The sequence below is a fragment of the Rhodococcus aetherivorans genome (genome assembly GCF_025722975.1).
Classification (GTDB): domain Bacteria; phylum Actinomycetota; class Actinomycetes; order Mycobacteriales; family Mycobacteriaceae; genus Rhodococcus; species Rhodococcus aetherivorans.
Genome location: NZ_CP106982.1, coordinates 3,879,764 through 3,906,596 on the forward strand (window position 1 = coordinate 3,879,764; position 26,833 = coordinate 3,906,596).

Sequence of the window (26,833 nt, forward strand, 5' to 3'; positions counted from 1 at the left end):
CCGTCACACGCTGCGCGCCCAGCCGGCCCCCTCCCGCTGCACGTGTCCCTCCAGCTCGAGCAGCGGCAACGCCGCCCGCACCCGCTCCACGAGCAGCCCCGACGCCTCCGACAGCTGCTGCACCGACACCGCCCCCACCGCCGGCAGGGCCTCGTACACGGACGCCATGTCGCCCGAGAGCCCGTCGAGCGCACGCGCCCACCGCCCGTCGCCGTCGTCGCTCACGCCCATCGGGCCGATCTCCTCGACGACTTCGCGCGCGGTGCCCACCAGCCGCGCCTCCTGCTCCCGGATCATCCGATGACAGCCCTGCGACGCCGCCGATGTCACAGGCCCCGGCACCGCCAGCACCGGACGCCCCAGCCGCCGGCCCCACGCCGCCGTGTTCCGCGCCCCGCTGCGCCACCCCGCCTCCACCACCAGCACACCTCCGCCGAGCGCGGCGACCAGCCGATTGCGGGCCAGGAACCGGAACCGCGCCGGCACCGTCCCGGGCGGATACTCGCTGACCACCGCCCCGTGCTCGGCGATCTGCCGCAGCAACCCGGTGTGCGCCGCCGGATACGCCCGGTCCACCCCGCACGCGAGCACCGCCATCGTCGCGCCGCCGACCCCCAGCGCCGCCCGATGCGCCGCGGCATCGACCCCGAAAGCCGCCCCCGACAGCACCGCCCACCCGTCCATCGCCAGGTCCCCGGCGATCTCCGCGGTCACGTTCTCCCCGTAGCCGCTCGCCGCACGCGTGCCGACCACGGCGACGGACCGCTCGACCAGCTCGTCGATGCGCCGCCGACCCACCACCCACAGCGCCACCGGCGCCGCATCGGTGTCCGCGCCGTCGAGGCCGTCGAACGCCAGCAACTGCCACGCCGGCCACTCCGCGTCGTCCGGCGTCACCAACCGTCCACCCAGCCGCGCGACGAGCTCGAGATCCTGCGCCGCCGAGTCGAGATGGGCACGTGCGACGGTGCGACGGCGTAACGCGCCGCCGATCGAGCCGTCGCGCACGGCCGCGGCGACCGCCTCCGGGCCGTCCGCCTCGATCGCAGCATTCAGCATCCGCGACGCACCCTGGGCGACCGTCGACAGGTACGCCCACGCCAGCCGGCGCGGCTCCGCCGCGCTCACGCCGTCCCCCGATCCCGGAAATCCAGCGCCGCCGCCACCTGCACCTCACCCGGTGCGTCCAGTTCGGCCAGGTCCGCCAACGTCCAGGCGACGCGCAACGCCCGATCGGCCCCGCGGGCGGTGATCGCGCCCTTCCGCAGCGCCCATTCGACCGGCTTGAGCGCCGCGGCGGGCAGGCGGAACTTCTGCCGGAGTGCAGGGCCGGGCACCTCGGCGTTGGTGCTCCAGCCGTGGACCCCCCACCGCTCGGCCGCCGCGGCCCGGGCGCGGGCCACTCGGGCGCGGACGTCCTCGGTGCTCTCCCCCGCCTCCCCCATGAGGGCGCCGGTGGCCACCGTCTCCATCCGGACCCGCAGGTCCACTCGGTCCAGCAGCGGACCCGACAGCCTGCCCAGGTAGCGACGTCGGGCGGTGGGCGGGCACACGCAGTCGGCGTCGCGCGGCGGGGCACACGGGCACGGATTGGCGGCGAGGATCAGCTGGAACCGCGCCGGATAGCGCGCGACGCCGTCGCGGCGGGCGATCCGCACCTCGCCGTCCTCGAGCGGGGTCCGCAGCGCCTCGAGCGCCTTGGTGCCCATCTCGGCGACCTCGTCGAGGAACAGCACGCCCCGGTGTGCACGGCTGACCGCGCCGGGTTTGGCCATGCCGCTGCCCCCACCGACGAGCGAGCTGACCGAGGCGGTGTGGTGTGGAGCGATGAACGGCGGGTCGGTGACGAGCGGCCGGTCCGCCGACAGGGTTCCGGCGACGGAGTGGATCGCGGTCACCTCGAGCGCCTGTTCCTCCGTCAGCGCCGGCAGCACGCCGGGAAGCCGCTGGGCGAGCATCGTCTTCCCGATTCCGGGTGGGCCGGTGAGCATCAGGTGGTGCGCGCCGGCGGCGGCGATCTCGATGGCCCGTCGCGCCTCGTGCTGACCGACCACCTCGCTCATGTCCGCCCGCCCCGGCCGCTCCCCCACCGGCCGGGGACCGGGCCGCTCGAGGGGGCCGTCTCCGCGCAGCCACAGCACCACCTCGGTGAGGGTGTCCGCCCCGTAGATGTCGATGCCGTCGACCAGCCCGGCCTCGGACATCGTGGAGGCCGGGACCACCACCCGCTCCCACCCGGCGCGTTTGGCGGACAGCACCGCCGGCAGTACCCCGCGCACCGACCGCACCCGGCCGTCGAGCGCCAGCTCTCCGAGCAGAACCGTCCGCGAAACACCCTCGGGCGGAATCGACTTGGCGGCGTTGAGCACCGCACACGCGAGGGCGAGGTCGTACACGCTGCCCACCTTCGGCAGCGTCGCCGGCGACAGGGCCAGCACCACGCGCGAATCCGGCCATTCACCACCGGAATTCGTCACCGCCGCGCGCACCCGATCCCGGGACTCCTGCAGCGCGGTGTCGGGCAGGCCCACCATCTTCACTCCCGGCAGGCCGCGGCCGATGTCGGCCTCGACTTCCACGACCTGCCCGTCCACCCCCGTGACGGCCACCGAGTACGCCTTCCCCAGCGCCATCACAGCACCTGCCGCCGGTGGGTGATCAAGGGTTCGCCCCGCTGTGGAAGCAGCACCGTGACCACGTCGACCCGCACCCGCCGCCACCGTTGCTGCCGGCCGGACAACCACAACGCGGCCAGTCGGCGGATCCGGTCCGCCTTCACCGCGGTCACCGCCTCGGCGGGCGTGCCGTATCCGAGGCCGGTGCGGGTCTTGACCTCCACGAACACCACCGTGTCGCCGTCCTCGGCGATCAGATCGAGTTCCCCGTACCGGCTGCGCCAGTTGCGCGCGAGCACCACCATGCCCGCCGACTCGAGAAACTCGGCCGCCAGGTCCTCCCCCAGCGCCCCCACCTGCTGATTGCGTCCCATCCCCGTCCCTCCCTGTGTGGCGACCACTGTGCGCCACGCGAAGGTCCTCCGCGGTCCGCACCGGGCCGGATCACGAAATCTGTGGATGAACTCGCCGGGTGTGGACAACTTCGGCCGACGCGGAGGAGGCCCGGAACGGCACGTGGCCGAATGTCACACCGCTTCGATCAGGGCGGTTTCAGGCGGCCGATGCGACAAGCTCGGTGAACGCTTCGGTTGGCGTGCGCCAGCGTAGCGTCTGCCGGGGGCGGCCGTTGAACTCGTCCTGGACCTGCTGCAGGTCCTCGGGCGTGTACACCGACAGGTCGGTGCCCTTGGGGAAGTACTGCCGGAGCAGACCGTTGGTGTTCTCGTTGGTGCCGCGCTGCCACGGCGAGTGCGGATCGCAGAAGTAGACAGCGACGTCGGTGGCCATGGTGATCTGGGCATGAGCACGCATCTCGTGGCCCTGATCCCAGGTCACCGACCGCTGCATCACCTCCGGCAACGACCGCATCGCGGCGATCATCGCATCGCGGACGCCGGACACGTCGCGGACCTTCGGCAGGTGCAGCAACACCACGTACCGGGTGGTGCGCTCGACCAGGGTGCCGATCGCCGAGCGGTTGCGCGCCCCCATGATCAGATCTCCCTCCCAGTGCCCGGGCACCGCCCGGTCCTCGACCTCGGCGGGCCGCTGGGAGATGAGGATCTTGTCGGGAATATGGCGGGCACTGCTCGGCACTCGCCCCTGCGGCACCCGACGGGTGTGCCGGCGCCGCAGATACTCCGAAAGCTCTTTTCGCAGTTCGCCTTTCAGTTGCACATACACGGCCTGGTAGATGGTTTCGTGGGACACCCGCATCTCCGCTCGGTCGGGGAAGTCGACCACCAGCCTGGCCGAGATCTGCTGCGGGGACCAGCGCAGCTTCAGCTTGGCGACGACATACGCGCGCAACTCGGGTGCGGCCATCAGCTTGGCGACTTTCGGTCGCAGTGCTCGGGTCCAGGCCCGCGCGTGGGCCGACACGGCGCGGTAGCTACCGTCGCGGTTGCTGTTGCGTTCGATCTCCCGGTAGATCACCGACCGGTGCCGGCCCAGGTGCGCGGCGATCGTCTGGACCGACTCGTTGCGGGCGAGTCCGAGGGCGACAAGCTCCCGCTCGCCCAGGGACAACGACCGTCCGCCGTGCTCCCAGTGCGGGGCACGGCGGACGGTGCCGTTGGCCTCGTCCTCCCACCGGTAGCCGGTTTGTCGGCTGACACCGACCGCGGCTGCGGCCTTGGCGATCGACACCTTCGTCATGCGCATGGCGAAGAACCTAGCCTTCTTCGCCTCTCGTGCTGCTCGACCCACTGACATCTCCCCTGGTCAGGGAGCGTGTCGCATGGACCACCTGAGTCAGCCCAGATCGAAGGAATGTGACATTCGGCCACGTACGGGAGGTCGTAGGGGCGCTACCCCAGCTTGTCGGGCAGGCGCAGGTCCGGCTTGTCGAGCTCTTCGATGTTGACGTCCTTGAAGGTGATGACCCGGACGTGCTTGACGAAGCGGGCGGGGCGGTACATGTCCCACACCCACGCATCGGACATGCGCACTTCGAAGTACACCTCGCCGCCGGAGTTGTGCGGCAGCAGCTCGACCGCATTGGCGAGATAGAACCGTCGCTCGGTCTCCACGACGTACGCGAACTGACCGACGATGTCCCGGTACTCCCGGTACAGCGAGAGCTCCATCTCGGTTTCGTACTTCTCGAGATCCTCGGCACTCATCGGTCTCGGTGTCCTCCCGTTCTGGTGTGTTGATCCATCATCCCGCATCCGCCTCGTCGGAGCCGAATCGGCCGGGGCCGGCGTCGTCGCCGAGGAGGGCGGCAACGTTGGCGTACCGCAGCCGATGCTCCCGGCTGGGGCCGAGGTCCCGCAATGCCGCCATGTGCGCGGGGGTGCTGTAGCCCTTGTGGACGGCGAAGCCGTAGCCGGGCAGTTCGCCGTCGAGGTCGACCATGATCCGGTCCCGGGTGACCTTGGCGAGCCCGCTCGCCGCCGCGATGCAGGCCGCCGCGGCGTCGCCGCCGATGACCGGCAGCGACGGCGCCGGCAGGCCGGGCACGCGGAAGCCGTCGGTGAGGACGTACCCGGGCGCGACGGACAGCCGCATCACCGCGCGGCGCATGCCCTCGATGTTGGCCACGTGCACGCCGATGACGTCGATCTCGGCCGCCGGCACGATCACCACGCTCCACGCCACCGCGCGACGGCGGATGATCGGGAACAACTCCTCGCGGGTCTTCTCGGTGAGCCTCTTGGAGTCGTCGAGGCGCGCGAGCGACGGGTGCGGTTTGGGATCGAGGATGCAGGCGGCGACGACCAGCGGCCCGGCGCAGGCGCCGCGGCCGGCCTCGTCGACACCCGCGACCGGCCCGAGCCCGCACCGCACGAGCGTCGACTCCATGGTGCGCAGGCCCGCGGACCTGCGGATCACGGCACGCGGCGGCCACGACGTCACGGTTGCTGGATCTCCGGGGAATCGATGGTGCCCCACCGCGACGGCGGCAGGACGATGAACCGGGCCTTGCCGATCACGTTGTCGATCGGGATGGTGCCCTGGTTCTCGTCGGCGACGTGGTAACGGGAGTCCGCGGAGTTCGAGCGGTTGTCGCCCATGACCCAGAGGTGACCGTCCGGCACGGTGACCGGCCCGAAGCACCGGCCCGAGCGCACCTCGGTCTCGCAGGTGACCACGCCGGGTGTGAACGGGAAGTCCATCTCGATGTACGGCTCGTCGAGGGGCTTGCCGTCGACGAGGACGCGGCCCTGGTCGTCGCAGCATTCGACGGTCTGCCCGCCGACGGCGATAACACGCTTGACGAGGTCGTTCTCGTCGGGCGGGACGAGTCCGACGAGGGATCCGACCTCCTGCACGCCGCGGATCACGACGTTGTCGGAGCGGGTGGAGACGTAGCCGGTGGACCAGGAGTCGGGGCCACGGAAGACCACGACGTCGCCGGGCCGGGGGTCGCCGAAGCGATAGCCGATCTTCTCGACGACGATCCGGTCGCCGGTGCAGCCGGGGCAGCCGTGCAGCGTGGGTTCCATCGACTCCGAGGGGATGAGGTAGACCCGCGCGACGAAGGTCTGGAGCAGGAAGCTCAGCACGAGTGCGACGAGGATCAGGACGGGCAGTTCCCGCAGGAACGACTTCTCCTTCTTGTCCTGTTTCCGATCGCGTTCGGGGGTGTCGTCGGTGCTGCGCTGCTGCATCTCCGGCACGGCCGGGTCTCGCGATGAATCTGCCACCGAATCAGAGTAGCCCGGCCCGGAACGAATCCGGACCGGGCTACTCGGGGCCTGGCGGTCAGCGCGACGAGGTCAGCGCTTTTCCTTGATCTTGGCGGCCTTGCCCCGCAGCTCGCGCAGGTAGTACAGCTTGGCGCGACGCACGTCACCGCGGGTGACGACCTCGATCTTGGCGAGGTTGGGGCTGTGCACCGGGAAGGTCCGCTCGACGCCGACGCCGAACGACACCTTGCGCACGGTGAAGGTCTCGCGGATGCCACCGTTCTGGCGACGGATCACGACGCCCTTGAAGACCTGCACGCGCTCCTTGGAGCCCTCGATGACCTTCACGTGCACGTTCAGGGTGTCGCCGGCACGGAAGTCCGGAATGTCGTCGCGCAGGGACTTGGCGTCCAGGAAGTCCAGGGTGTTCATCGGTTGTCATCCTCGCTTGTTCGCATGAGCAGAGGAACCGAGCGGCAGCCGCCGGAAGGCGGTGCTCGACTGGTTCGTGCCCAGGTCAGGTATGCGTGCCCGAGCCGGGCAACCCGTCAATTGTGCCAGACGGTGCCGGGGTGGCGGAAATCGGCGGGGGCGCGGCGTGCACCGTGCGGGCCAGTTCGGCTTCGGCGGCGACGCGGGAGTGCTCGACGGCCCCGTGCACGGTGTCCATCGTCGGTTTGCCCGCGACGAGGTCCTGCACGAAGATCTTCGCCCGGATCACCGGGCGCCGATAGCGCCTCTCCCGCTCGATCGCGCGGCGCATCTTGCGGACCTTGCCGCTGTAGCGCCACCGCGCCCAGGGGGCGCCGGGCCGCGACAGGCGCACCGCGCCGATCAGCAGCAGTGGGAAGACGAACAGGCCGATCAGGCCCGTCCAGATCTTGCCCTTGGCCAGCACGACCGCCGCGAGGGCGAGATTTGCGAGCGCGGAGAGGGCGATCAGCGTGCGGGTGACCCACGACGGGTCCTCCCGGAAGTTGGTGACGTCGGCGAACTCGAGGGGCTGCAGGCCGAGCAACACCAGGCCGGTGACGGCGATCGCGACGAAGACCGCATCCACCGAGACGCGTCCCTCCTGCTCCCAGTACACGTCGTTGAGATAGAAGATCAGGGCGAACTCGTCGAGCACGAGCGCGGTCCCGATGCCGAAGAGCGTGGCCAGGGCCGCTCCGGTGGTCTGCGTGCCGTCCTCGTAGACCGCGATCAGGGACCCGCCCGCGATCACCATGGTGACCACGCCGAACACCACGTGGTGCACGTGGTGCCCGCCGGGGGTGACATTGCCGGGCCACCAGCGCACCTGGGCGCGGATCATGCGGACGCTGAATCGGATGAAGAGGAACGCGAGGAGGAATCCGAGCAGGAAGAACAGCAGCGGCAGTCGCCCGCGCTCGATGATCTCGCGCTGCAGCCACTCGGTCACCGCAGTCACCGCGCAATCGCCCTCGGAACGCCGTCGACGAGGCGGAGCGGGTCCTTCGGCGCGCGGCCGGTCGTCACGGTGGGCTGCATGCTCCCGAGGATGTCAGGAACCGGGCCGCGCCGGTAGTCGGCGCGGCCCGGGGCGCATCTACTTGCCGAATCCGGCACGCCGCAGCGCGTCCGCCATCGATCCGGCGGCGGGCGCGGCGTCCTGGCGACGGTCGCCGCGGCGGCCGCCCTGCCCCTGCCGCTGTCCGCCCTGCCGCTTCCCACCCTGCCGCTGGCCGCCGGGCCGGCGCCCGCCGCGGTCCTGCGGACCGCCCGGGTCGGCACCGCCGGCGGGGGCACCGGGGGCGGGGATCTCGTCGTCGAGGCGCAGCGTCAGGCTGATCCGCTGCCGGGGCACGTCCACGTCGAGCACCTTGACCTTGACCACCTCGCCGGACTTCACGACGTCGTGCGGGTCCTGGACGAAGCTGCGGGACATCGCGGACACGTGCACGAGGCCGTCCTGATGCACCCCGACGTCGACGAACGCGCCGAACGCCGCGACGTTGGTGACCACACCCTCGAGCACCATGCCGGGCTTCAGGTCGGCGACCTTCTCCACGCCGGCGGCGAACGTCGCGGTCTTGAACTCCGGGCGCGGGTCGCGGCCCGGCTTCTCGAGCTCGGCGATGATGTCGGTGACGGTGGGCAGGCCGAAGCGGTCGTCGACGAACTCCGCCGGCCGCAGCCGGCGCAGCACCGCGGTGTTGCCGATGAGCTCGCGCACGTCGCCGCCGTTCCGTTCGACGATACGCCGCACCACCGGGTACGCCTCGGGATGCACGCTCGAGGTGTCGAGCGGGTCGTCGCCGTTGGGAATCCGCAGGAAGCCGGCGCACTGCTCGAACGCCTTCGGACCGAGGCGCGGCACGTCCGTGAGGGCCTTGCGGGTGCGGAACGGGCCGTGCTGGTCTCGATGGGCGACGATGCTCTCCGCGAGGGACGAGGCGATGCCCGACACCCGGGCGAGCAACGGCACCGAGGCGGTGTTGACGTCCACGCCGACGGCGTTCACCGCGTCCTCGACGACCGCGCCGAGGGAGCGGGCGAGCATCGTCTCGGACACGTCGTGCTGGTACTGGCCGACGCCGATGGACTTGGGATCGATCTTGACGAGCTCGGCGAGCGGGTCCTGCAGGCGCCGGGCGATGGACACCGCACCGCGGATCGACACGTCGAGATCCGGCAGTTCCTTCGACGCGTACGCCGACGCCGAGTACACGGACGCGCCGGCCTCGGACACCACGATCTTGGTGAGATTCGTGGCACCGGACTTGGCGATCAGCTCGGTGGCGAGGGCATCGGTTTCGCGGGAGGCGGTGCCGTTCCCGATCGCGATCAGTTCCACCCCGTGCTGCGCGACGAGCCGCGCGAGGGTGGCCAGGGCCTGGTCCCACTTGTTGTGCGGCTGGTGCGGGTAGATCGTGTCGTGCGCGACGACCTTACCGGTGGCGTCGACGACGGCGACCTTGGTGCCGGTGCGGAAGCCGGGGTCGAGTCCCATCGTCGGCCGGGTGCCGGCGGGGGCGGCGAGCAGCAGGTCGCGCAGGTTGGCGGCGAACACGTCGACGGCGTCCTTCTCGGCGGACTGCCGCAGCCGCATACGGGTGTCGAGGGCCAGGGAGACCAGCAGCTTGGTGCGCCACGCCCAACGGACGGTGTCGAGGAGCCACTTGTCGGCGGGCCGGCCCTCGTCGGCGATGCCGAAGCGGGCGGCTATGCGGCCTTCGAAGTAGGTGCGCTGCCCGGGCTCGGGTTCCTCGGTGTCCGGCTCGAGCGACAGGCTGAGTACCTCCTCCTTCTCGCCGCGCAGCACCGCGAGGATGCGGTGCGAGGGCAGGTCGGTGAAGGGCTCGGAGAAGTCGAAGTAGTCGGCGAACTTGGCGCCCTCGGTTTCCTTGCCGGGACGCACGGTGGACTTCAGCTGTCCGCGGGTCCACATCGCGTCACGCAGTTCGCCGACGAGGTCGGCGTCCTCGGCGAAGCGTTCGACGAGGATGGCGCGGGCGCCGTCGAGCTGTTCGGCGCTGCACTGCGCGGGATCGGTGGTGGGGTCGCCGATCAGGGCGTCGGCGACGGGCTCGTGGCCGGCCTCCCGCGCGATCTGCGCCTTGGTGCGCCGCTTCGGCTTGAACGGCAGGTAGATGTCCTCGAGCCGGGCCTTGGTGTCGGCGAGGAGGATCTGCGTGCGCAGCTCGTCGTCGAGCTTGCCCTGCGACTCGATGGATTCGAGCACCGCGGTGCGGCGCTCGTCGAGCTCACGCAGGTATCGCAGGCGTTCCTCGAGCTGCCGGAGCTGGGCGTCGTCGAGCGCGCCGGTGACCTCCTTGCGGTAGCGCGCGATGAACGGCACCGTTGCGCCGCCGTCGAGCAGGTCGACCGCCGCGGCGACCTGACCTTCCCGGACGTCGAGTTCCTCGGCGATGCGCTGATTCACGGTCTTGAGAGCGGTCGTCACAGCGGTCGACCCTACCGTTATCCTTCCTCCGCCCTCGGTGACGCGCGTGGGCGCGCCCGTCTCCGAGGTGGACGGTGGGGCGAGCTCGCCGGACAATCGACTACAGGAGCGTGGGAATGTCCCGGGTGCGCGGCGGCCGCTGGGCGGTGCTGGCGCTGTCGTTGCTGACGGCGGCGACGGTGGGTGCGTGCGGCCCGGAGCCGGTCGTGTCGCCGGTCGCCCTGCCGTCCGCCGCCGTCGAGTCCCCGGGCCCGCTGGAACCGTTCGGTTCGCTGCCCGACCGGATGACGGCCGCGGCGGCGACCGCCGCCGGACGCGGCGCCGACGTGACGATCGCCGCGCTCGATCGTCGGACCGGGCGCCGGGTCGTCGGGGGCGTCGACGCGCCGATCGAGACCGCGTCGGTGGCCAAGCTGTTCATCGCCGACGACCTGCTGTACCGGGCGGCGACCGGCGAGTTGCCGCTCGGCGGCAGTGACTACGACCGGATCACCGCGATGCTCGAGTCGTCGGACGACTCGGCGGCGAACGACCTGTGGTTCCGGCACGGCGACTCGGAGATCGTCGAGCGCACCGCCGCACGGCACGCGTTCACCGGCACCGTCGCGCCCGCGGACGGGCTGTGGTGGAACACCGTCACCACCGCGTCGGACCTGCTCACCTGGTACGCGGACCTGCTCGACGGCACGGGCGGGCTGGACGAGTGGGGCCGCGCGACGATCGTCGGGCACCTGCGGGCCGCCGCTCCGGTCGGCGCCGACGGGTACGACCAGCATTTCGGGTTGCCGGACGGGCTGGTCGACACGACGGGACTCGGCGTGAAGCAGGGCTGGATGTGCTGCCTCGACGGGCGCTGGATCCACCTGTCCACGGGGTTCGTCGGCGAGGACGAGCGGTATGTGCTGGTGGTGCTCGCCCGCGAGCTCGTGCATTACGACGACGGCGACGACCGGTGGGCCGATCTGCCGGACACGGCGCTGTTCGACGTGACCGGGGATGCGAGTGCGCAGCACGCGCGGGACACGGTCACCGAGGTGGTCCGCACGGTGTTCGGCGGCGCCGGCGCGCACTGACCGTGACCGGTCAGTCGGCGAGCAGGTCGGGTCGGCGTTCGCGGGTGCGCTCGAGCGCCCGCTCCCGGCGCCATGCGGCGACCTTGGCGTGGTCCCCGGACAGCAGCACCGGCGGCACCTCGAGGCCGCGCCAGCTGACGGGGCGGGTGTAGCTGGGGCCCTCGAGGAGGCCGTCGGAGAAGGAGTCCTCCTGGTGGGACTGCTGATTGCCGAGAACGCCGGGCAGCAGTCGCACGACGGCCTCGGTCATGACGAGGACGGCGACCTCGCCGCCGATGAGGACGTAGTCGCCGATGCTGACCTCTTCGACCCGGACCCGGCGGGCGGCGTCGTCGAAGACGCGCTGGTCGATGCCCTCGTAGCGGCCGCAGGCGAACACGATGCGCTTCTCGCCGGCCCAGCGCTGCGCGGTGGCCTGGTCGAACGGCACGCCGGCCGGGGTGGGGACGACGAGCAGCACGTCGGGGTCGGGTTCGCCGTCGGGGCCGGCGAGCACGTCGTCGAGGGCGGGCCCCCACACCGTGGGCTTCATGACCATGCCCGGTCCCCCGCCGTACGGGGAGTCGTCGACGGCCTTGTGCACGTCGTGGGTCCAGTCCCGCAGGTTGTGGATCCCGACGGAGACGAGGCCCTTGTCGATGGCCTTGCCGAGCAGCGCGACGCGCAGCGGCTCGAGGTATTCGGGGAAGATGGTGACGACGTCGAATCGCACGGGAGGTTATGTCTCCGAGCCGAAGTCGGGGTCGAGCAGACCCTCCGGCGGGTCGATCTCGATGACGCCGCCCGCGAGCGACACCGTCGGCACGATCGCGGTGACGAACGGGATCAGCAGTTCGCGCCGTTCGTCGCCGGCCGGGCGGACGGCGAGCAGTTCGCCGGCGGCGGTGTGCAGCACCTCGCGAACGGTACCGATCTCGGTGCCGGCGTCGGGCCGTCCCGCGACGATGCGTACGGCCAGGCCCTCGAGCTCGTGGTCGTAGAACTCGTCCGGGTCGTCGGACGGCGGCAGGTCGGCGCTGTCGACGAGGAACAGGGTGCCGCGCAGGGCGTCGGCGGCGCTGCGGTCGGCGATCCCCCGCAGGCGCAGCAGAAGCCGCCCGGAGTGTTCCCGGGCGGCTTCCACCGTGTACGTCTGCAGGGTCTGCTCGCGGGGCTTGCGGCCGTGCAGCACGGCGCCGACGGCGAAGCGCTCCTCGGGTTCGTCGGTGCGAACCTCGACGACCACCTCACCCTTGATGCCGTGCGACTTGGCGACACGGCCCACCACGAGCTCCACCGCGGCGCGCCTACTGGTCGGTGTCGACGACGTCGACGCGGATCCCACGGCCCCCGATGCCGGAGACGAGGGTCCGCAGGGCGGTCGCGGTGCGGCCGCCGCGGCCGATGACCTTGCCGAGATCGTCGGGGTGCACGTGCACCTCGACGGTGCGCCCCCGACGGCCCGTGATCAGCTCGACGCGCACGTCGTCGGGGTTGGCGACGATCCCACGGACGAGATGCTCGACGGCATCGGCGACAACGGTGCTCATTACTCGGCAGCCTCGGTGGACACGGAGGACTCCTCCGCGGTGTCTTCCTTGGCGGCCTTCTTCTTCTTGGGCGTGACGGCCTCGGCAGCCGGCGCGTTCTCGGCCTGCGCGAGGGCGGCCTGGAACAGCTCGAGCTTGGACGGCTTCGGCTCGGCCTTACGCAGGGTGCCCTCGGTGCCGGGGAGACCCTTGTACTTCTGCCAGTCGCCGGTGATCTTGAGGAGGTTCTCGACCGGCTCGGTCGGCTGCGCACCGACGCCGAGCCAGTACTGGGCCCGCTCCGAGTCGATCTCGATCAGCGAGGGCTCTTCCTTCGGGTGGTACTTGCCGATGGTCTCGATGGCGCGGCCGTTGCGGCGGGTGCGCGAATCGGCAACCACGATGCGGTACTGCGGGTTGCGGATCTTGCCGAGACGGGTGAGCTTGATCTTGACAGCCACTGCTGTGAATCTCCTTCGGCGCATGCGAAATACGCCTGTCACGTGCAATTCGGACGACGTGCCCTTCTGGCACGTCCGGTTTTGCCTCTATCCTGTGACCGCCGCGCGGTACGTAACCGGATGCGACGACAGCGATCCATTCTGCCAGATCCGCCCGCCGGGACGAAAACGGGAGGTCAGAGCAGAAACAGCAGGCTCAGCGCGGGCAGGGTGTTGTTGAGCGAGTGCGCCACCCAGGAGGAGAACACCGACCCGCCGCGCAGCCGCGCGAACCCCATCGCCGCTCCGCCCCACAACAGGACCGGCAGCCGCCACCACTCCTGATGCCACATGGCGAACACGACGGTGGTGATCGTCAGGACGCCGATCGGGCGTCCCCACCATCGCTCGGGCCGGCGTTCGAGCGCCCCCCAGAGCATGCCGCGGAACATCAGCTCCTCGCCGAGCGGGGCGCCGAACCACACCCAGGCCACGAGCAGCAGTTTCCACACCGTGGGCAACCCGACCAGGGCGGTGAGCGGGGAATCGGCGGCGTCGATGCCGAGGGCGACGACGAGGATCGCTGCCAGGATCAGCGCGCCGAGCAGCGCGATTCCCCCGCCGAGCAGACCGATTCCGAGCTGGTTGCGGAACTCGGGCCACGACCGCGGCAGTCCGAAGTCGGCGACGGGTCCGCAGCCACGCCACACGCTGAACGCCACGGCCGCCGCCCCCGCGAGCAGGGTGGGGGCCATGATGGCGAGCACGTATGTCTCGGCGACGAAGCCCTCCCCGGCCAGGACCGGTCCCAGCGTGAAGCCGGCGAGGTTCACGGCCAGCACCACCAGCGCGGCCGGGAGGCCCCACCGGTGCGCGGGGGGCGAGGGCGCGGGCCGGGGCGGGGCCGCAGCGGTCTCCGGGTCGGGTGGCTCGGGGACGGTCATGCGAAGGCGGCGCGGCGGGTGACGACGGCACCCCGGAGCATCACCAGGCCCGGCCGGGCCAGCACGTCCGGCCCGGTCCGCGGATCCAGCTCGTACACCGTCAGGTCGGCGGGGGCGCCCGGCTCGAGGCTCGGATGCCCCAGCCAGGCCCGGGCCGTCCAGCTGGCGGCGCCGAGCGCCTCGGTCGGGGTCAGCCCCACCTTGCCGAGGGCGGCGACCTCGTCGGCGATGCGACCGTGCCGCACCGAGCCGCCGGCATCGGTGCCGGCGTAGATCGGGATCCCGGCGTCGTGGGCGGCGCCGACGGTGTCCGCGACACGGGCGTGCAGGTCCCGCATGTGCGCCGCGTAGACCGGGAACCGGGTGGCCGAGTCGGCGATCTCGGGAAAGTTCTCGATGTTGACCAGGGTCGGCACGAGGACCGTGCCCTGCGCGGCCATGGTGGCGATCGTGTCGTCCGTCAGCCCGGTGCCGTGTTCGAGGCAGTCGATGCCGGCGGCGAGCAGGCCGGGCAGCGCGTCCTCCCCGAACACATGGGCGGTCACGCGCGCTCCCGCGCGGTGGGCCGCGGCGATCGCCTCGACGAGGATCCCGTCCGACCACAGCGGCGCGAGATCGCCGGTGCCGCGGTCGATCCAGTCGCCGATGAGCTTGACCCAGCCGTCCCCCGCGCGGGCCTGGCGAACCACCTCGTCCGGCAGCTGCGATTCGTCTTCGAGGTCGACGGGCAGCCCGCGGATGTAGCGCTTGGGGGCGGCGATGTGCCGTCCCGCGCGCACGATCCGCGGCAGGTCGGCCCGCTCGTCGAGGTGCCGGGTGTCGACCGGGGATCCCGCGTCGCGCAGCAGCAGCACCCCGGCGTCGCGCTCGGTGACGGCCTGCGCGATCAGCCCGTCCGCGTCCTCCGCGCCGCCGCCGAAGCGGATCCCGACGTGGCAGTGGGCGTCGACGAGACCGGGCAGGATCCAGCCGTCGGCGGTGAGCAGCTCGGCCCCGGGGATCGGCTCGCCGGCGAACGTGCCGTCGTCGCCGATCCACAGCTCGATCGGTTCGCCGTCCGGCAGGGACCGTCCGCGCAGGGTGAACGCCACGGCGGACTACTTCTTCGGCAACTTCAGCTGCGAGAGGTCGAAGTTCTCGAGACCGGGCGGCAGCTCGTCGAGGCCCTTCGGCATCTTCGACAGGTCCGGGAACCCGGCGGGCATCCCGCCCATGCCGGGCATGCCGGCGGGCATGCCACCGGGGAATCCGCCCTTGATCTTCGGCGGGGTCGGCCCGCGGCCGCCCTTCTTGCCCTTCTTGCCCTTCTTCGCGCGCTGCGGCTTGCGGGACCCGGGCATGCCCATGCGCCCGGCCATCGCGGCCATCATCTTGCGGGCTTCGAAGAACCGGTCGACGAGCTGGTTGACGTCGGAGACCTTGACGCCGGAGCCGTTGGCGATGCGCAGCCGCCGGGAGGCGTTGATGATCTTCGGGTTGGCGCGTTCCGCCGGCGTCATGCCGCGGATGATCGCCTGGATCCGGTCGAGCTGCTTCTCGTCGACGTTCGCGAGGGCGTCCTTCATCTGTCCCGCACCCGGCAACATGCCGAGCAGGTTCGCGATCGGGCCCATCTTCCGTACGGCCATCATCTGCTCGAGGAAGTCCTCGAGGGTGAGTTCACCGGAGCCGATCTTCGCGGCGGTGGCCTCGGCCTGCTCGGCGTCGAAGACCTGCTCGGCCTGCTCGATGAGGGTGAGCACGTCGCCCATGCCGAGGATGCGGCTGGCCATGCGCTCGGGGTGGAAGACGTCGAAGTCCTCGAGCTTCTCACCGGTCGACGCGAACAGGATCGGCTGACCGGTCAGCTCGCGGACGCTGAGCGCGGCACCGCCGCGGGCGTCGCCGTCGAGCTTGGTGAGCACCACGCCGGTGAAGCCGACACCGGCGCGGAACGCCTCGGCGGTGCTCACGGCGTCCTGGCCGATCATCGCGTCGAGCACGAACAGCGTCTCGTCGGGCTGCACGGCGTCGCGGATGCCGGCGGCCTGGGCCATCAGCTCCTCGTCGATGCCGAGGCGGCCGGCGGTGTCGACGATGACCACGTCGTAGTGCTTGGCGCGGGCCTCGGCGACGCCGTCGCGGGCGACGTTCACCGGGTCGGCGGCGGTGATGCCGAGCGGGTTCTCGCCGCCGCCGATGGAGGTGCCGGGGTGCGGGGCGAACACGGACGCACCGGCGCGTTCACCGACGATCTGCAGCTGGGTGACCGCGCCGGGCCGCTGCAGGTCACAGGCGACCAGCAGCGGGGTGTGGCCCTGGTCCTTGAGCCACTTGGCGAGCTTGCCGGCGAGGGTGGTCTTACCGGAGCCCTGCAGACCGGCGAGCATGATCACCGTGGGCGGGGTCTTGGCGAACTGCAGCCGCCGGGTCTCGCCGCCGAGGATCCCGACGAGTTCCTCGTTGACGATCTTGACGACCTGCTGGGCGGGGTTCAGCGCGCCGTGTACCTCGGCGCCCTTGGCTCGTTCCTTGATCTTGGCGATGAACGAGCGCACCACGGGCAGGGCGACGTCGGCCTCGAGCAGCGCCAGGCGGATCTCCCGGGCGGTCGCGTCGATGTCGGCGTCGGAGAGGCGCCCCTTGCCGCGCAGGTCCTTGAGGGCTCCGGTCAACCTGTCGGAAAGGGATTCGAACACCGAATGCGCTCCTGGGTCTGGCGAAGATGCGGACAGTTCTGCGCTCCAGGGTAGCCGCTCGCGGCACGAGTTCTCGCACGTGCACGAGCGGCCGCCCCGCCCTCAGCCCTTGTCCTCGGGTTTCTTCGGCTCCGGAGCGGGCACCACGGCGAGCACCGCCCGCTCGACCCGCTCCCGGTTCTCCCGGGTGTCGGAACCTCCCAGATCGATGCAGAACGCGTCCACGACGGTGCGGCCGAGGGTGGAAACCCGGGCCCAGCGCACGTCGGTGCCGCACCGTTCGAACGCGTCCGCGAGCCGGCACAGCATGCCCAGCCGGTCCTCGGCGCGCAGCTCGAGGATCGCCTGACCCGGATCCGGGGCGTCGATCCAGATCAGGTGCGGCGGCGCCTGCGCGTAGGTGCCCGGCACGGCCCGCTCCGGGCGTTCGGGCAGCTGCGCCTCCCGCGCCGCCTGCTCCTTCGCGTCGAGCGTGGCGAGCAGGTCGAGGTCCCCGGCGCGGGCCCGGATGAGTTCCTGCCGCAGCAGACCCGCCGGCGGCGGGGCCCCGAACAGCGGCGCGACGGCGAAGCTGTTGACCGCACTACCGGCGTGGCTGCCCACCGAGGCGGACAGCACGCGCAGGCCGTGCAGGGCCAGCACCCCGGCGGCGTCGGACAGCAGGCCCGGCTCGTCGGGCGCGACCACCGTCACCGTGTAGGCGTGCGGGTTCTCGCCGGGTTGGAGCTCGACGTGGATGCCGCCCTGTTCCGCCTGCTCGGCGAGCTGGGGGTCGATCGGGTCCGGTCTCGGCAGCTCCTCCCCCGCCATCACCAGCCGGCAGCGCCGGACCAGCTCCCGGATGAGCGCCGCCTTCCAGTCGCCCCACACCCCCGGGCCCGTCGCGAGCGAGTCCGCCTCGGCGAGGGCGTGCAGCAGCTCGAGCAGCACCGGGTCGCCGTCGATGGCCTCGACGACGGACTCCACCGTGGCGGGGTCGTCGAGGTCACGGCGGGTCGCGGTGTGCGGAAGCAGCAGATGGTGGCGGACCAGCGCGGACAGCACGGCGACGTCGGACGGCCACAGACCCATCCGGCGGCCGATCTGGGTGGCGAGTTCCGCGCCGACGACGCTGTGGTCGCCGCCGCGACCCTTGCCGATGTCGTGCAGCAACGCCCCGAGCACCAGCAGGTCGGGGCGTGCGACGCGGGTGGTCAGCCCGCCGGCGTACACCGCGGTCTCCACCAGGTGCCGGTCCACCGTCCAGGTGTGCACGGCATCGCGCGGGGGCAGATCCCGCACCGCCCCCCATTCGGGGAGCAGCCGGCCCCACAGTCCCGTCCGGTCGAGCGCCTCGATCGGGTCGATCGCGCGGGTTCCCGAGCCGAGCAGCACGAGCAGGTCGTTCAGCGCGGTGCGCGGCCACGGTTCCCGCAGTTCGGGGGCGCTGTCGGCCAGGCGGCCGAGGGTGGACGCGGAGATCGGCAGGTCGTGCTGCGCTGCGGCCGCGGCGACCCGCGTGATCAGGCCGGGGTCCTTGCGCGGGTGCGCGTCGCGGGCCAGCGTCACTTCGCCGCCGTGTTCCACCACACCCTCGTCGAGCGGGCGCCGGACGGGGACGCGGCGCAGCCGGGACAGGCCCTTGCGGGGCAGCGAGTTTCCTGCCGTGCGTACCCCGACCTCCACCGAGTAGCTCACGGTCCGGGCCGCCTCGGTCAGCACGCGGGCCAGGTCGAACCGGTCCCCGATGCGCAGAGCGGCGCCGATCTCGTCGGCGTCCTGGGCGCGCAGCTGGTCGCGGGCCCGGCCGGCGACGCGGTGCAGCTCGGTGCGAACGTCCAGCAGGCGGCGGTGCGCGGCCGCGAGCCCGCCGCCGGGAACGTCGGGCCCGAGCCCGGGCATGCCGTCGGTGAGCTGCGCGACGGACAGTGCGTTGAGCAGTTGCACGTCCCGCAGCCCGCCGCGGCCGCTCTTGAGGTCGGGTTCGGCCCGGTGCGCGATCTGCCCGCTGCGTTCCCACCGGGCCTCGGTCAGGGCGATGAGCTCCTCGAACCGGCTGCGGATGCCGGTGCGCCACTGCCGCCGCACGCCGCCGATCAGCAGATTGCTCAATTCGAGGTCGCCGGCGATGTGCCGGGCTTCGAGCAGGCCGAGCGCGGCGGTCAGGTCGGACGCGGCGACCTGCAGGGCCTGCGGGACGGTCCGGACGCTGTGGTCGAGCTTGATGTGCGCGTCCCACAGCGGATACCAGAGCCGGTCGGCGACCCGGGACACGACAGCGGGGTCCATGTCGTCGTGCAGCAGGACCAGATCCAGGTCGGAGTAGGGGAGCATCTCGCGGCGGCCGAGGCCGCCGACGGCGACGATGGCGAAGCCGCAGTCGGGCTTGATTCCGAGTTCGGTTCCCTTGGTGACGAGCCAGAACTCGTGGAGATCGACGAGGGCGTGGCGGAGGGCGGGGGCGTCGAGCCGGCGGTTGCGGGTGCCGCCGGCGAGCAACTGGGTACGAGCCCGGGCGAGGTCGGTGGCGGCGGTGCCGGATCCGGCCGGCCCCGGAGACACCGGCGGCCCCGATCCCGCCGCGGAGGCAGCGGGACCAGGGCCGCGAGTTCCGGACCCCTTCGGGTCAGAGTGCATCGGCGCCTCGTTCACCGGTGCGCACTCGGACGACCGTTTCGACCGGGGTGACCCACACCTTGCCGTCGCCGATCTTGCCGGTGCGGGAGGCCTCGACGATGGTCTCGACCACCTTGTCGACGGCGGCGTCGTCGACGACGACCTCGACGCGGACCTTGGGAACGAAGTCGACGGAGTACTCGGCTCCGCGGTAGACCTCGGTGTGGCCCTTCTGGCGACCGTATCCCTGCACCTCGCTGACGGTCATGCCAAGCACACCCGCCTGCTCGAGGCCTGCCTTGACGTCCTCGAGGGTGAACGGCTTGACAATTGCCGTGATCAGCTTCATATCCTCATCCCTTCCCAGTCTCCAGTGCCCTGATGTCTTCTTATCACTTGAGGGCGGCGGCGAAGTCGTATGCCGACTCCGCATGCTCGGCCTCGTCGATGCCGCGTGCCTCTTCCTCCTCCGACACCCGCCAGCCGAGCGGCTTGAGCGCGAAGGCGACGATCGCGGTGATGATGCCGGTGTAAACCAGGGCGAAGACTGCGATGACGATCTGGATCACGAGCTGCTTGTAGTCGCCGCCGTAGAACAGGCCCGTCTCGGTGCCGAGGAACCCGATCGCGATGGTGCCCCACAGGCCCGCGACGAGGTGCACGCCGACGACGTCGAGCGAGTCGTCGTAGCCGAACTTGTATTTCAGGCCGACCGCCAGGGCGGACAGGACGCCGGCGATCGCGCCGAGCACGATCGAACCGACCGGGCTGAGCGCACCGGCGGCCGGAGTGATGGCGACGAGGCCGGCGACGGCACCTGAGGCGGCACCGAGGCTGGTGCCCTTGCCGTCGCGGATGCGCTCGGTGAGGAGCCAGCCGAGGATCGCGGCGGCCGCGGCGGTGGTGGTGTTGACCCAGGCCAGGCCGGCCACACCGTCGGCGGCGAACGCGGAACCGGCGTTGAAGCCGAACCAGCCGAACCACAGCAGGGCAGCACCGAGCATGACGAACGGCAGGTTGTGCGGACGGAAGGCGGTGCGGCCGAAGCCCGCGCGCTTGCCGATGATCAGCGCCAGGACGAGCGCGGCAATGCCGGCGTTGATGTGCACGACGGTGCCGCCGGCGAAGTCGATGGGCGCCACGGTCGCGACGAGCCCGCCTTCTCCGTCGTCGGAGGTGCCGAAGATCTTGGCGGCGAGGCCGTCCGCGGAGCCGGAGAGCAGGCCGCCGCCCCACACCATGTGGGCGAGGGGGAAGTACGCGAGGGTGACCCAGATTCCGGAGAAGGCCAGCCAGGTGCCGAACTTCACGCGTTCGGAGAGGGCACCGCTGATGAGAGCGGTGGTGATGACCGCGAACGTGACCTGGAAGCCGATGTCGATGATCTGCGGGTAGTCGCCGAGGCCGGGCAGGAACTCACCGGCGTCGTCGTAGATGGCACCCTGCAGACCGAACATCTGGAACGGGTTGGCGAAGATGCCCCCGATGTCCTCGGTGCCGTAGGACATCGACCAGCCCCACAGCACGTAGATCACCGCGATGACCGCCATTGCCCCGAAGGACATCATCATCATGTTCAGGACGGCCTTGGTGCGCGACATGCCGCCGTAGAAGAACGCCAGACCGGGCGTCATCAACAGCACCAGGGACGCCGATATCAGCATCCATGCCGCGTCGCCGGTGTTCACCACTTCCTCCACTGCAACCTCCCTGTTGGCCGCGCCGGTCAGCGCGTCGTCGAGAGAAGAATGCTGTGGTGATGTTTCGGCCGGAGCGCCGCGCTGTTTCGGCGGAGTGAACGCAAATCGGACATGTGTTTCGTTCCTGTTTCGCGGCGCATCCACCGGCGCCGGCGGCCGAACCGGGTCCCTCGCACGGCGTTTCGCGGCGGTGCTCCCGCGAGCCGGGAGGGGGTGGATCGGGACGGATCGCGACCCGAGCCGGGACGGACCCGGCGGGGCCGGGTGGCCAGCGCGGCGAGCTCCCGCAGGAGCCTCTCGTCGCTGCTTCCCCGTCGCCACCCGCCCCGCGGGATCCGTCCGGCACCTGTTTCTACCGAACCGGAGTGGCAGATGGGAACCGAGTGACGATTTGTGACCTTTCCGTGACCAAAACCGGCCACCCGGTCGGAGGCCGGGTGGCCGGTGGTGAGCTGGCGGTGGTGCGGTGGATCAGCCCAGCAGGGCGTCGACGAATGCGCCCGGCTCGAACGGCGCGAGGTCGTCCGCGCCCTCACCGAGACCGACGAGTTTCACGGGGACCCCGAGCTCGTGCTGGACCTGGAAGACGATCCCGCCCTTGGCCGTGCCGTCGAGCTTGGTCAGCACCACGCCGGTGATGTCCACGACCTCGGCGAACACGCGCGCCTGCATCAGGCCGTTCTGCCCGATCGTCGCGTCGAGCACGAGCAGCACCTCGTCGACCGCGGCCTTCTTCTCCACGACCCGCTTGACCTTGCCGAGCTCGTCCATCAGACCGGTCTTGGTGTGCAGCCGGCCGGCGGTGTCGATGAGCACGGCGTCCACACCCTGATCGGTGCCCCTGGCGACGGCGTCGAAGGCGATCGCGGCCGGGTCGCCTCCCTCCTTGCCGCGCACGACCTCGGCGCCGACCCGCTCGGCCCACGTCTGCAACTGGTCGGCGGCGGCCGCACGGAAGGTGTCGGCAGCGCCCAGCAGGACGCGGCGGCCGTCGGCGACGAGGACCCGGGCGAGCTTGCCGGTGGTGGTGGTCTTACCGGTGCCGTTGACCCCGACGACGAGCAGCACCGCCGGGTGATCCTGGTGCGGCAGCGCCCTGATCGACCGGTCCAGCTCCGGGTGCAGCGCCTCGACCAGCACGTCCCGCAGGACGGCCCTGGCCTCGGCCTCGGTGCGCACACTGCGGGCGGCCATCTGCACCCGCAGCCGCTCGACGATCTGAGTGGTGGTGGCGGCACCGAGGTCGGCGATCAGCAGGGTGTCCTCGATCTCCTCCCACGAGTCCTCGTCGAGGTCGCCGCCGCCGAGCAGGCCGAGCAGGCTCTTGCCCACCGCCGACTGCGACCGGGCAAGTCGGCCGCGCAACCGGTCCAGCCGGCCCTCGGTCGGGGCGATCTCCTCGATCGGGGGAACGAGCGGGACAGCCGCTACCTCGGGCTCGGCGGTCGGCGGCGGGGCCACCTCGGGTTCGACGGCGGGTGCCGGCGGAGCTTCCTCGACCGGCGGGACGACCTCGACCGGCGCAACTTCCTCGACCGGCGCAACTTCCTCGACCGGCGGGACGACCTCGGACGGCGCCGGGGCGGTCTCCGGCTCGATGCCCGGGACGGGCTCGACCCTGGGGGCCGGTTCCACGGTGGGGGCGGCACCGGCCTCCGGGGCCCGCTCGGGCTCCACCCGGGGTTCGACCGTCGGCGCCGGAGCCTCCGACACCTCCTGGGGCAGTGACACGACCTTCGGTTCCGGCACGACCTTCGGTTCCGGCACCACCGTCGATTCCGGAGCGACCGGCGGTTTGGGGGACGCGGGCGGTTCCGGGACCACCGGCGGTCTCGGAACCGGCCGCTCGACCGGCTGGGGCGGCGCGGTCGCGGTCGCCCCCTGGGTGAAGCTGAAGCCGCCCGCGGCCTTGTAACCGCCGGAACGATCCTTCTGCTCGGCGGTGCCGAGCTGCGGCGTCTGCTCGGCCGTCAGCGACACCCGCCGTCTCCGGTACAGGGTCAGGCCGACGACGAGCGCGACGAGGAGGACGGCAAGTGCCGCCGCGATGGCTATCCAGGCTCCGGTACTCACGCCCCCATACTGTCAGGCGCAACGGCCGCGCTCAGCTCTGGGCGAGAAAGATCCTGACCACGCATCCGCTGCGAGATGACGCGGGTGATGCCGTCGCCGCGCATGCTGACCCCGTACAGGGCGTCGGCGATCTCCATCGTCGGCTTCTGGTGGGTGATGACGATGAGCTGGGACTTCTCCCGAAGCTGCTCGAACAGCCCGATGAGCCGGCGCAGGTTGGTGTCGTCGAGAGCGGCCTCCACCTCGTCCATGACGTAGAACGGGGACGGCCGGGCCCGGAAGATGGCGACGAGCATGGCCACCGCCGTCAGCGACTTCTCGCCGCCGGAGAGCAGCGACAGCCGCTTGACCTTCTTGCCCGGCGGCCGGGCCTCGACCTCGATGCCGGTGGTGAGCATGTCCGACGGATCGGTCAGCACGAGGCGGCCTTCGCCGCCGGGGAAGAGCTTGGCGAACACCTGCTCGAACTCGCGCTCGACGTCCGCGTACGCCTCGGTGAACACCTGCAGGATGCGGGCGTCGACGTCGGCGACCACGCCGAGCAGGTCCTTGCGGGCGTTCTTGACGTCCTCGAGCTGCGTGGCGAGGAAGTTGTACCGCTCCTCGAGCGCGGCGAACTCCTCGAGCGCCAGCGGGTTGACCTTGCCGAGGGTCGTCAGGTCCTTCTCCGCGCGCTTGGCGCGCCGCTCCTGGGTGGCGCGGTCGTACGGCTGCGGCTGCGGCGCGACGACCTGTTCTCCGCGTTCCCGCGCCTGTTCGAACTCGGCGATCTCGAGGTCGGACGGTGGCAGCGGCACCTCGGGGCCGTACTCGGCGACCAGATCGTCGGGCGCGATGGCGTACTGCTCGACGACGGCCTGCTCGAGCTGTTCGATCCGCAGCGCGGCCTGCGCGCGGGCGACCTCGTCCCGGTGCACCGCGTCGGTGAGCTGGGCCCGCTGCGCGGAGAGGTCGCGCACCCGCTCCTTGACCTTGTCGAGCTGTTCGGCCCGCTCGGCGCGCTGACGGGTCAGCTCGTCCCGGTGGGCGGAGGCCGCGGCGACCACCTCGTCCAGGTGGGCCGCGACCCGGGCGCCGGACTCGGCCACGGCCGCGGCGACGGCCGCGGCCTGCTTGCGGGCGCGCTGTGCCCGTTCGGCCCGGGCCCGCGCCTCGCGCTCGGCCTGGGCTGCGCGGCGCAGCGAGTCCGCCTTGCCGCGCAGCGCCTGGGCGCGCTCCTCCGCGGTGCGGGCCGCGAGCCTCGCCTCCATCTCGACGGCCCGGACCTCGGCGAGGGCAGCGGCGGCGACCTCTCGGTCGACTGCCGTCGAGTCGGTGCCCGGATCGGCGCCCGCGTCGCTCTGTTCCTGTTCGGCCAGTCGCAGCCGCTCCTCGAGCTCGACGACCTCGCGGCGGGCCGTGTCACGCTCCGTCTCGGCGTTGGTGCGCTGCGCCGCGAGGCGCTCGGACTCGGCGTGGGCGGCGCGCGCGGCCTGCCCGAGCCGGCCGAGCTGCTCGTACACCGCGGACATTGCGGCGTCGGATTCGTTGAGGGCCGCGAGGGTCTGTTCGGCCACCTCGGCGCGGGCCGCCTGTTCGGCCAGGGCGCCGGCGAGAGCCGCCGAGAGTTCCTCGGAGCGCCGGACCGCGCGGTCGAGGTCGGCGCGGGACGCGTCGATCGCGGCCTGGACCTCGAGGGTGCTCGGCGCGCGCCCGGATCCACCGACGACCCAGCCCGAGCCGGCGAGGTCACCGCTCCGGGTCACTGCCCGCAGTTCGGGGCGCACGTGGCACAGTTCGATCGCGGAGCGCAGGTCGTCCACGACGACGGTGCGCGCCAGCAGCGCGTCGAGTCCGCCGCGCAGTTCCGGCGGGCAGTCGATCACGTCCCGCACCCAGCGCGTCCCGTCGGGCAGGCTCGCCGGCTCGGCCGGCGCGGTGGTGCCCCCGGCGACGAACGCGACCCGGCCCTGGTCGGCGTCCACCAGCGCGGCGACGGCCGCGGCGGCCGCCGGGACCGAATCCGCGGCCAGCGCCTCCGCGGCCGGGCCCATCGCCGCTGCGACGGCGACCTCGTAGCCGGCCTCGACCCGGACGCGTTCCGCGAGGGGACCCGACAATCCCAGGTCGGGGCGGTGCTCGAGAAGCCAGGCGGCGCCGTCCTTGCGTTCGAGACCCATCGCCAGCGCCTCGATGCGCGCCCCGAGGGAGGCGACCTCCTTGCCGGCCGCGCGCTCGGCGTCCTGCAGTTCCTTCAGGCGGGCGTCGGCGAGTCGCAGCGCCTCGAGGGCGCGTTCGTGCTGTGCGTCGGCGTCGATCTCGCCGGCGTCGAGGTCGTCGATGCGGGCCTGGGCCGTCTCGAACTCGGCCTGGGCGGCGACACCGCGCAGCCGGGCCTCTTCGATGGCGACGGTCAGCCGGGCCACCTCCGCGTCGATGGACTCGGCGCGGGTGCGCACGGTGTCGACCTGTCCGGCCAGGCGCGCGAGTCCCTCCCGCCGGTCGGCGACGGCCCGCACTGCGGCCAGGTGCGCCCGCTCGGCGGCCGCGGCGGCCTCCTCCTGGACGGCGAGCTGCTCCTTCGCGGCCTCGAGGGTGCCGTGGGCGACCTCGACGGCCTCGAGGAGTTCGGCCTCCTCTTCGGCGATGCGGTCGGCGCGGGCCTCCATCTCGTCCGGATCCTGGCCGTCGCGGACCGCCGGGGCGGTGTCGAGGTGGCGGGCGCGTTCCTGGGCGATGCGCACGGTGGCGCCGAGACGTTCGGCGAGCGCGGAGAGCCGGAACCAGGTCTGTGACGCGGCCTCGGCGCCGGGAGTGAGTCGCGCGACCGCCTCCTCGTGGCGTGCGAGTTCGGCGTTGGCGTCGTCGAGCTCGGCGGAGACGTGGTCGAGTCGCTCGCGCAGGACGCGTTCCTGCTCGTCCTGGTCGGCGAACTCGGAGCGCCGGGTCACGAGGTCGTCGGCGGCGAGCCGCAGCCGGGCGTCGCGCAGGTCCGCCTGGATGGTCTGGGCGCGGCGCGCCACCTCGGCCTGGCGGCCGAGCGGCTTGAGCTGCCGGCGCAGCTCGGCGGTGAGGTCGGTCAGGCGCGCGAGGTTGGCCTGCATCGCGTCGAGCTTGCGGACCGCCTTCTCCTTGCGCTTGCGGTGCTTGAGGACTCCGGCGGCTTCCTCGATGAATGCGCGGCGGTCCTCCGGCCGGGACTCGAGGATGGCGGAGAGGCGGCCCTGACCGACGATGACGTGCATCTCGCGGCCGATGCCGGAGTCGGACAGCAGTTCCTGCACGTCCATCAGCCGGCACGAGTTCCCGTTGATCTCGTATTCGCCGGCCCCGTCGCGGAACATCCGCCGGGTGATGGACACCTCGGAGTATTCGATGGGCAGCGCGCCGTCCGAGTTGTCGATGGTGAGGGTGACCTCGGCACGGCCGAGGGGTTGCCGGCCGGCGGTCCCGGCGAAGATGACGTCCTGCATCTTGCCGCCGCGCAGCGCCTTGGCGCCCTGCTCCCCCATCACCCAGGTGAGGGCGTCGACGACGTTGGACTTGCCGGAACCGTTCGGCCCCACGACACACGTGATGCCCGGTTCGAACCGCAGAGTCGTCGCGGACGCGAAAGACTTGAAGCCCTTGAGCGTCAGACCCTTCAAATACATGTGCGAAAACCT

At 71.7% G+C, this 26,833-nt stretch carries 23 protein-coding genes; 1 reads left to right on the plus strand and 22 read right to left on the minus strand.

The annotated features are described in order from the left end of the window. Positions 1-3: 3 nt before the first annotated feature. The 10 genes from dprA to OCS65_RS17545 all read right to left on the minus strand — a co-directional run bounded on the left by dprA (position 4) and on the right by OCS65_RS17545 (position 10,178). Positions 4-1,128 (minus strand): DNA-processing protein DprA, encoded by a 1,125-nt coding sequence (dprA, locus tag OCS65_RS17500; protein WP_006937456.1) that lies wholly within the window; start codon positions 1,126-1,128, stop codon positions 4-6. Beyond that, positions 1,125-2,633, minus strand: a complete 1,509-nt coding sequence (locus tag OCS65_RS17505; RefSeq protein WP_006937457.1) for a YifB family Mg chelatase-like AAA ATPase — start codon at positions 2,631-2,633, stop codon at positions 1,125-1,127. Before OCS65_RS17505 ends, dprA begins: the two co-directional genes overlap by 4 nt. Next, positions 2,633-2,989 carry a YraN family protein gene (locus tag OCS65_RS17510; protein ID WP_006937458.1) on the minus strand — a complete coding sequence of 119 codons (357 nt, stop codon included), beginning with the start codon at positions 2,987-2,989 and terminating at the stop codon, positions 2,633-2,635. The genes OCS65_RS17505 and OCS65_RS17510 overlap by 1 nt, the downstream gene beginning before the upstream one ends. A gap of 178 nt (positions 2,990-3,167) precedes the next feature. Then, positions 3,168-4,331, minus strand: coding sequence for an IS30 family transposase (locus OCS65_RS17515; protein ID WP_029546562.1), 1,164 nt, complete (start codon positions 4,329-4,331; stop codon positions 3,168-3,170). 95 nt (positions 4,332-4,426) lie between these two features. Further along, entirely contained in the window at positions 4,427-4,741 is a 315-nt protein-coding gene (locus tag OCS65_RS17520; RefSeq protein ID WP_003939014.1) for a DUF2469 domain-containing protein, read from the minus strand. Between the two features lie 37 nt (positions 4,742-4,778). Beyond that, on the minus strand, positions 4,779-5,477 hold the full coding sequence (locus OCS65_RS17525) for a ribonuclease HII (protein ID WP_263507355.1): 699 nt from the start codon (positions 5,475-5,477) through the stop codon (positions 4,779-4,781). After that, positions 5,474-6,232 (minus strand): signal peptidase I, encoded by a 759-nt coding sequence (lepB, locus tag OCS65_RS17530; protein WP_044476372.1) that lies wholly within the window; start codon positions 6,230-6,232, stop codon positions 5,474-5,476. Before lepB ends, OCS65_RS17525 begins: the two co-directional genes overlap by 4 nt. Positions 6,233-6,340: 108 nt before the next feature. After that, positions 6,341-6,682: a 50S ribosomal protein L19 gene (gene rplS, locus OCS65_RS17535; RefSeq protein WP_003939017.1), complete on the minus strand. Its 342-nt coding sequence runs from the start codon at positions 6,680-6,682 to the stop codon at positions 6,341-6,343. 85 nt (positions 6,683-6,767) lie between these two features. Further along, on the minus strand, positions 6,768-7,673 hold the full coding sequence (locus OCS65_RS17540; protein WP_006944315.1) for a hypothetical protein: 906 nt from the start codon (positions 7,671-7,673) through the stop codon (positions 6,768-6,770). A 147-nt stretch (positions 7,674-7,820) separates the two neighbouring features. After that, the gene (locus OCS65_RS17545) at positions 7,821-10,178 is read right to left on the minus strand and encodes a Tex family protein (RefSeq protein ID WP_263507361.1); all 2,358 of its coding nucleotides are present in this window, start codon (positions 10,176-10,178) and stop codon (positions 7,821-7,823) included. Positions 10,179-10,294: 116 nt separating this feature from the next. Between OCS65_RS17545 and OCS65_RS17550 the strand changes: the two genes are divergently transcribed. Next, positions 10,295-11,251: a hypothetical protein gene (locus OCS65_RS17550; RefSeq protein WP_006933696.1), complete on the plus strand. Its 957-nt coding sequence runs from the start codon at positions 10,295-10,297 to the stop codon at positions 11,249-11,251. A 10-nt stretch (positions 11,252-11,261) separates the two neighbouring features. Here OCS65_RS17550 and trmD read toward each other — a convergent pair whose 3' ends face one another. From trmD to smc, 12 genes are all read right to left on the minus strand, one after another. Beyond that, entirely contained in the window at positions 11,262-11,963 is a 702-nt protein-coding gene (trmD, locus tag OCS65_RS17555) for a tRNA (guanosine(37)-N1)-methyltransferase TrmD (RefSeq protein WP_006933695.1), read from the minus strand. Positions 11,964-11,969: 6 nt separating this feature from the next. Then, the gene (rimM, locus tag OCS65_RS17560) at positions 11,970-12,527 is read right to left on the minus strand and encodes a ribosome maturation factor RimM (protein WP_029543205.1); all 558 of its coding nucleotides are present in this window, start codon (positions 12,525-12,527) and stop codon (positions 11,970-11,972) included. Positions 12,528-12,537: 10 nt separating this feature from the next. After that, positions 12,538-12,780, minus strand: coding sequence for an RNA-binding protein (locus OCS65_RS17565; protein WP_006933693.1), 243 nt, complete (start codon positions 12,778-12,780; stop codon positions 12,538-12,540). Further along, positions 12,780-13,220: a 30S ribosomal protein S16 gene (rpsP, locus tag OCS65_RS17570; protein ID WP_006933690.1), complete on the minus strand. Its 441-nt coding sequence runs from the start codon at positions 13,218-13,220 to the stop codon at positions 12,780-12,782. Before rpsP ends, OCS65_RS17565 begins: the two co-directional genes overlap by 1 nt. Before the next feature lie 176 nt (positions 13,221-13,396). Then, positions 13,397-14,143, minus strand: coding sequence for a CPBP family intramembrane glutamic endopeptidase (locus OCS65_RS17575; RefSeq protein WP_006933689.1), 747 nt, complete (start codon positions 14,141-14,143; stop codon positions 13,397-13,399). Next, entirely contained in the window at positions 14,140-15,234 is a 1,095-nt protein-coding gene (locus OCS65_RS17580; protein ID WP_065922647.1) for an amidohydrolase family protein, read from the minus strand. Before OCS65_RS17580 ends, OCS65_RS17575 begins: the two co-directional genes overlap by 4 nt. A gap of 6 nt (positions 15,235-15,240) precedes the next feature. Continuing rightward, positions 15,241-16,821: a signal recognition particle protein gene (gene ffh, locus OCS65_RS17585; RefSeq protein ID WP_006933683.1), complete on the minus strand. Its 1,581-nt coding sequence runs from the start codon at positions 16,819-16,821 to the stop codon at positions 15,241-15,243. A 102-nt stretch (positions 16,822-16,923) separates the two neighbouring features. Further along, complete coding sequence (locus OCS65_RS17590; protein ID WP_006933681.1) at positions 16,924-19,437, minus strand: [protein-PII] uridylyltransferase; 2,514 nt, start codon at positions 19,435-19,437, stop codon at positions 16,924-16,926. After that, positions 19,427-19,765 carry a P-II family nitrogen regulator gene (locus tag OCS65_RS17595; RefSeq protein ID WP_006933679.1) on the minus strand — a complete coding sequence of 113 codons (339 nt, stop codon included), beginning with the start codon at positions 19,763-19,765 and terminating at the stop codon, positions 19,427-19,429. Before OCS65_RS17595 ends, OCS65_RS17590 begins: the two co-directional genes overlap by 11 nt. A gap of 43 nt (positions 19,766-19,808) precedes the next feature. Continuing rightward, positions 19,809-21,116, minus strand: coding sequence for an ammonium transporter (locus tag OCS65_RS17600; protein WP_029543203.1), 1,308 nt, complete (start codon positions 21,114-21,116; stop codon positions 19,809-19,811). 471 nt (positions 21,117-21,587) lie between these two features. Then, positions 21,588-23,189 (minus strand): signal recognition particle-docking protein FtsY, encoded by a 1,602-nt coding sequence (ftsY, locus tag OCS65_RS17605; RefSeq protein ID WP_043800027.1) that lies wholly within the window; start codon positions 23,187-23,189, stop codon positions 21,588-21,590. Further along, positions 23,186-26,821 carry a chromosome segregation protein SMC gene (gene smc / locus OCS65_RS17610; RefSeq protein WP_006933676.1) on the minus strand — a complete coding sequence of 1,212 codons (3,636 nt, stop codon included), beginning with the start codon at positions 26,819-26,821 and terminating at the stop codon, positions 23,186-23,188. Before smc ends, ftsY begins: the two co-directional genes overlap by 4 nt. Between the last annotated feature and the right edge of the window lie 12 nt (positions 26,822-26,833).

What these genes read in the sequence shown, in the direction of transcription:
- OCS65_RS17505 (WP_006937457.1), bottom strand. Translation starts at nt 2,633, where the DNA reads ATGGCGCTGGGGAAGGCGTACTCGGTGGCCGTCACGGGGGTGGACGGG.
- OCS65_RS17590 (WP_006933681.1), bottom strand. Translation starts at nt 19,437, where the DNA reads ATGCACTCTGACCCGAAGGGGTCCGGAACTCGCGGCCCTGGTCCCGCT.
- smc (WP_006933676.1), bottom strand. Translation starts at nt 26,821, where the DNA reads ATGTATTTGAAGGGTCTGACGCTCAAGGGCTTCAAGTCTTTCGCGTCC.
- OCS65_RS17520 (WP_003939014.1), bottom strand. Translation starts at nt 4,741, where the DNA reads ATGAGTGCCGAGGATCTCGAGAAGTACGAAACCGAGATGGAGCTCTCG.
- OCS65_RS17515 (WP_029546562.1), bottom strand. Translation starts at nt 4,331, where the DNA reads ATGTCAGTGGGTCGAGCAGCACGAGAGGCGAAGAAGGCTAGGTTCTTC.
- lepB (WP_044476372.1), bottom strand. Translation starts at nt 6,232, where the DNA reads ATGCAGCAGCGCAGCACCGACGACACCCCCGAACGCGATCGGAAACAG.
- rplS (WP_003939017.1), bottom strand. Translation starts at nt 6,682, where the DNA reads ATGAACACCCTGGACTTCCTGGACGCCAAGTCCCTGCGCGACGACATT.
- OCS65_RS17565 (WP_006933693.1), bottom strand. Translation starts at nt 12,780, where the DNA reads ATGAGCACCGTTGTCGCCGATGCCGTCGAGCATCTCGTCCGTGGGATC.
- OCS65_RS17575 (WP_006933689.1), bottom strand. Translation starts at nt 14,143, where the DNA reads ATGACCGTCCCCGAGCCACCCGACCCGGAGACCGCTGCGGCCCCGCCC.
- OCS65_RS17595 (WP_006933679.1), bottom strand. Translation starts at nt 19,765, where the DNA reads ATGAAGCTGATCACGGCAATTGTCAAGCCGTTCACCCTCGAGGACGTC.
- OCS65_RS17550 (WP_006933696.1), top strand. Translation starts at nt 10,295, where the DNA reads ATGTCCCGGGTGCGCGGCGGCCGCTGGGCGGTGCTGGCGCTGTCGTTG.
- OCS65_RS17510 (WP_006937458.1), bottom strand. Translation starts at nt 2,989, where the DNA reads ATGGGACGCAATCAGCAGGTGGGGGCGCTGGGGGAGGACCTGGCGGCC.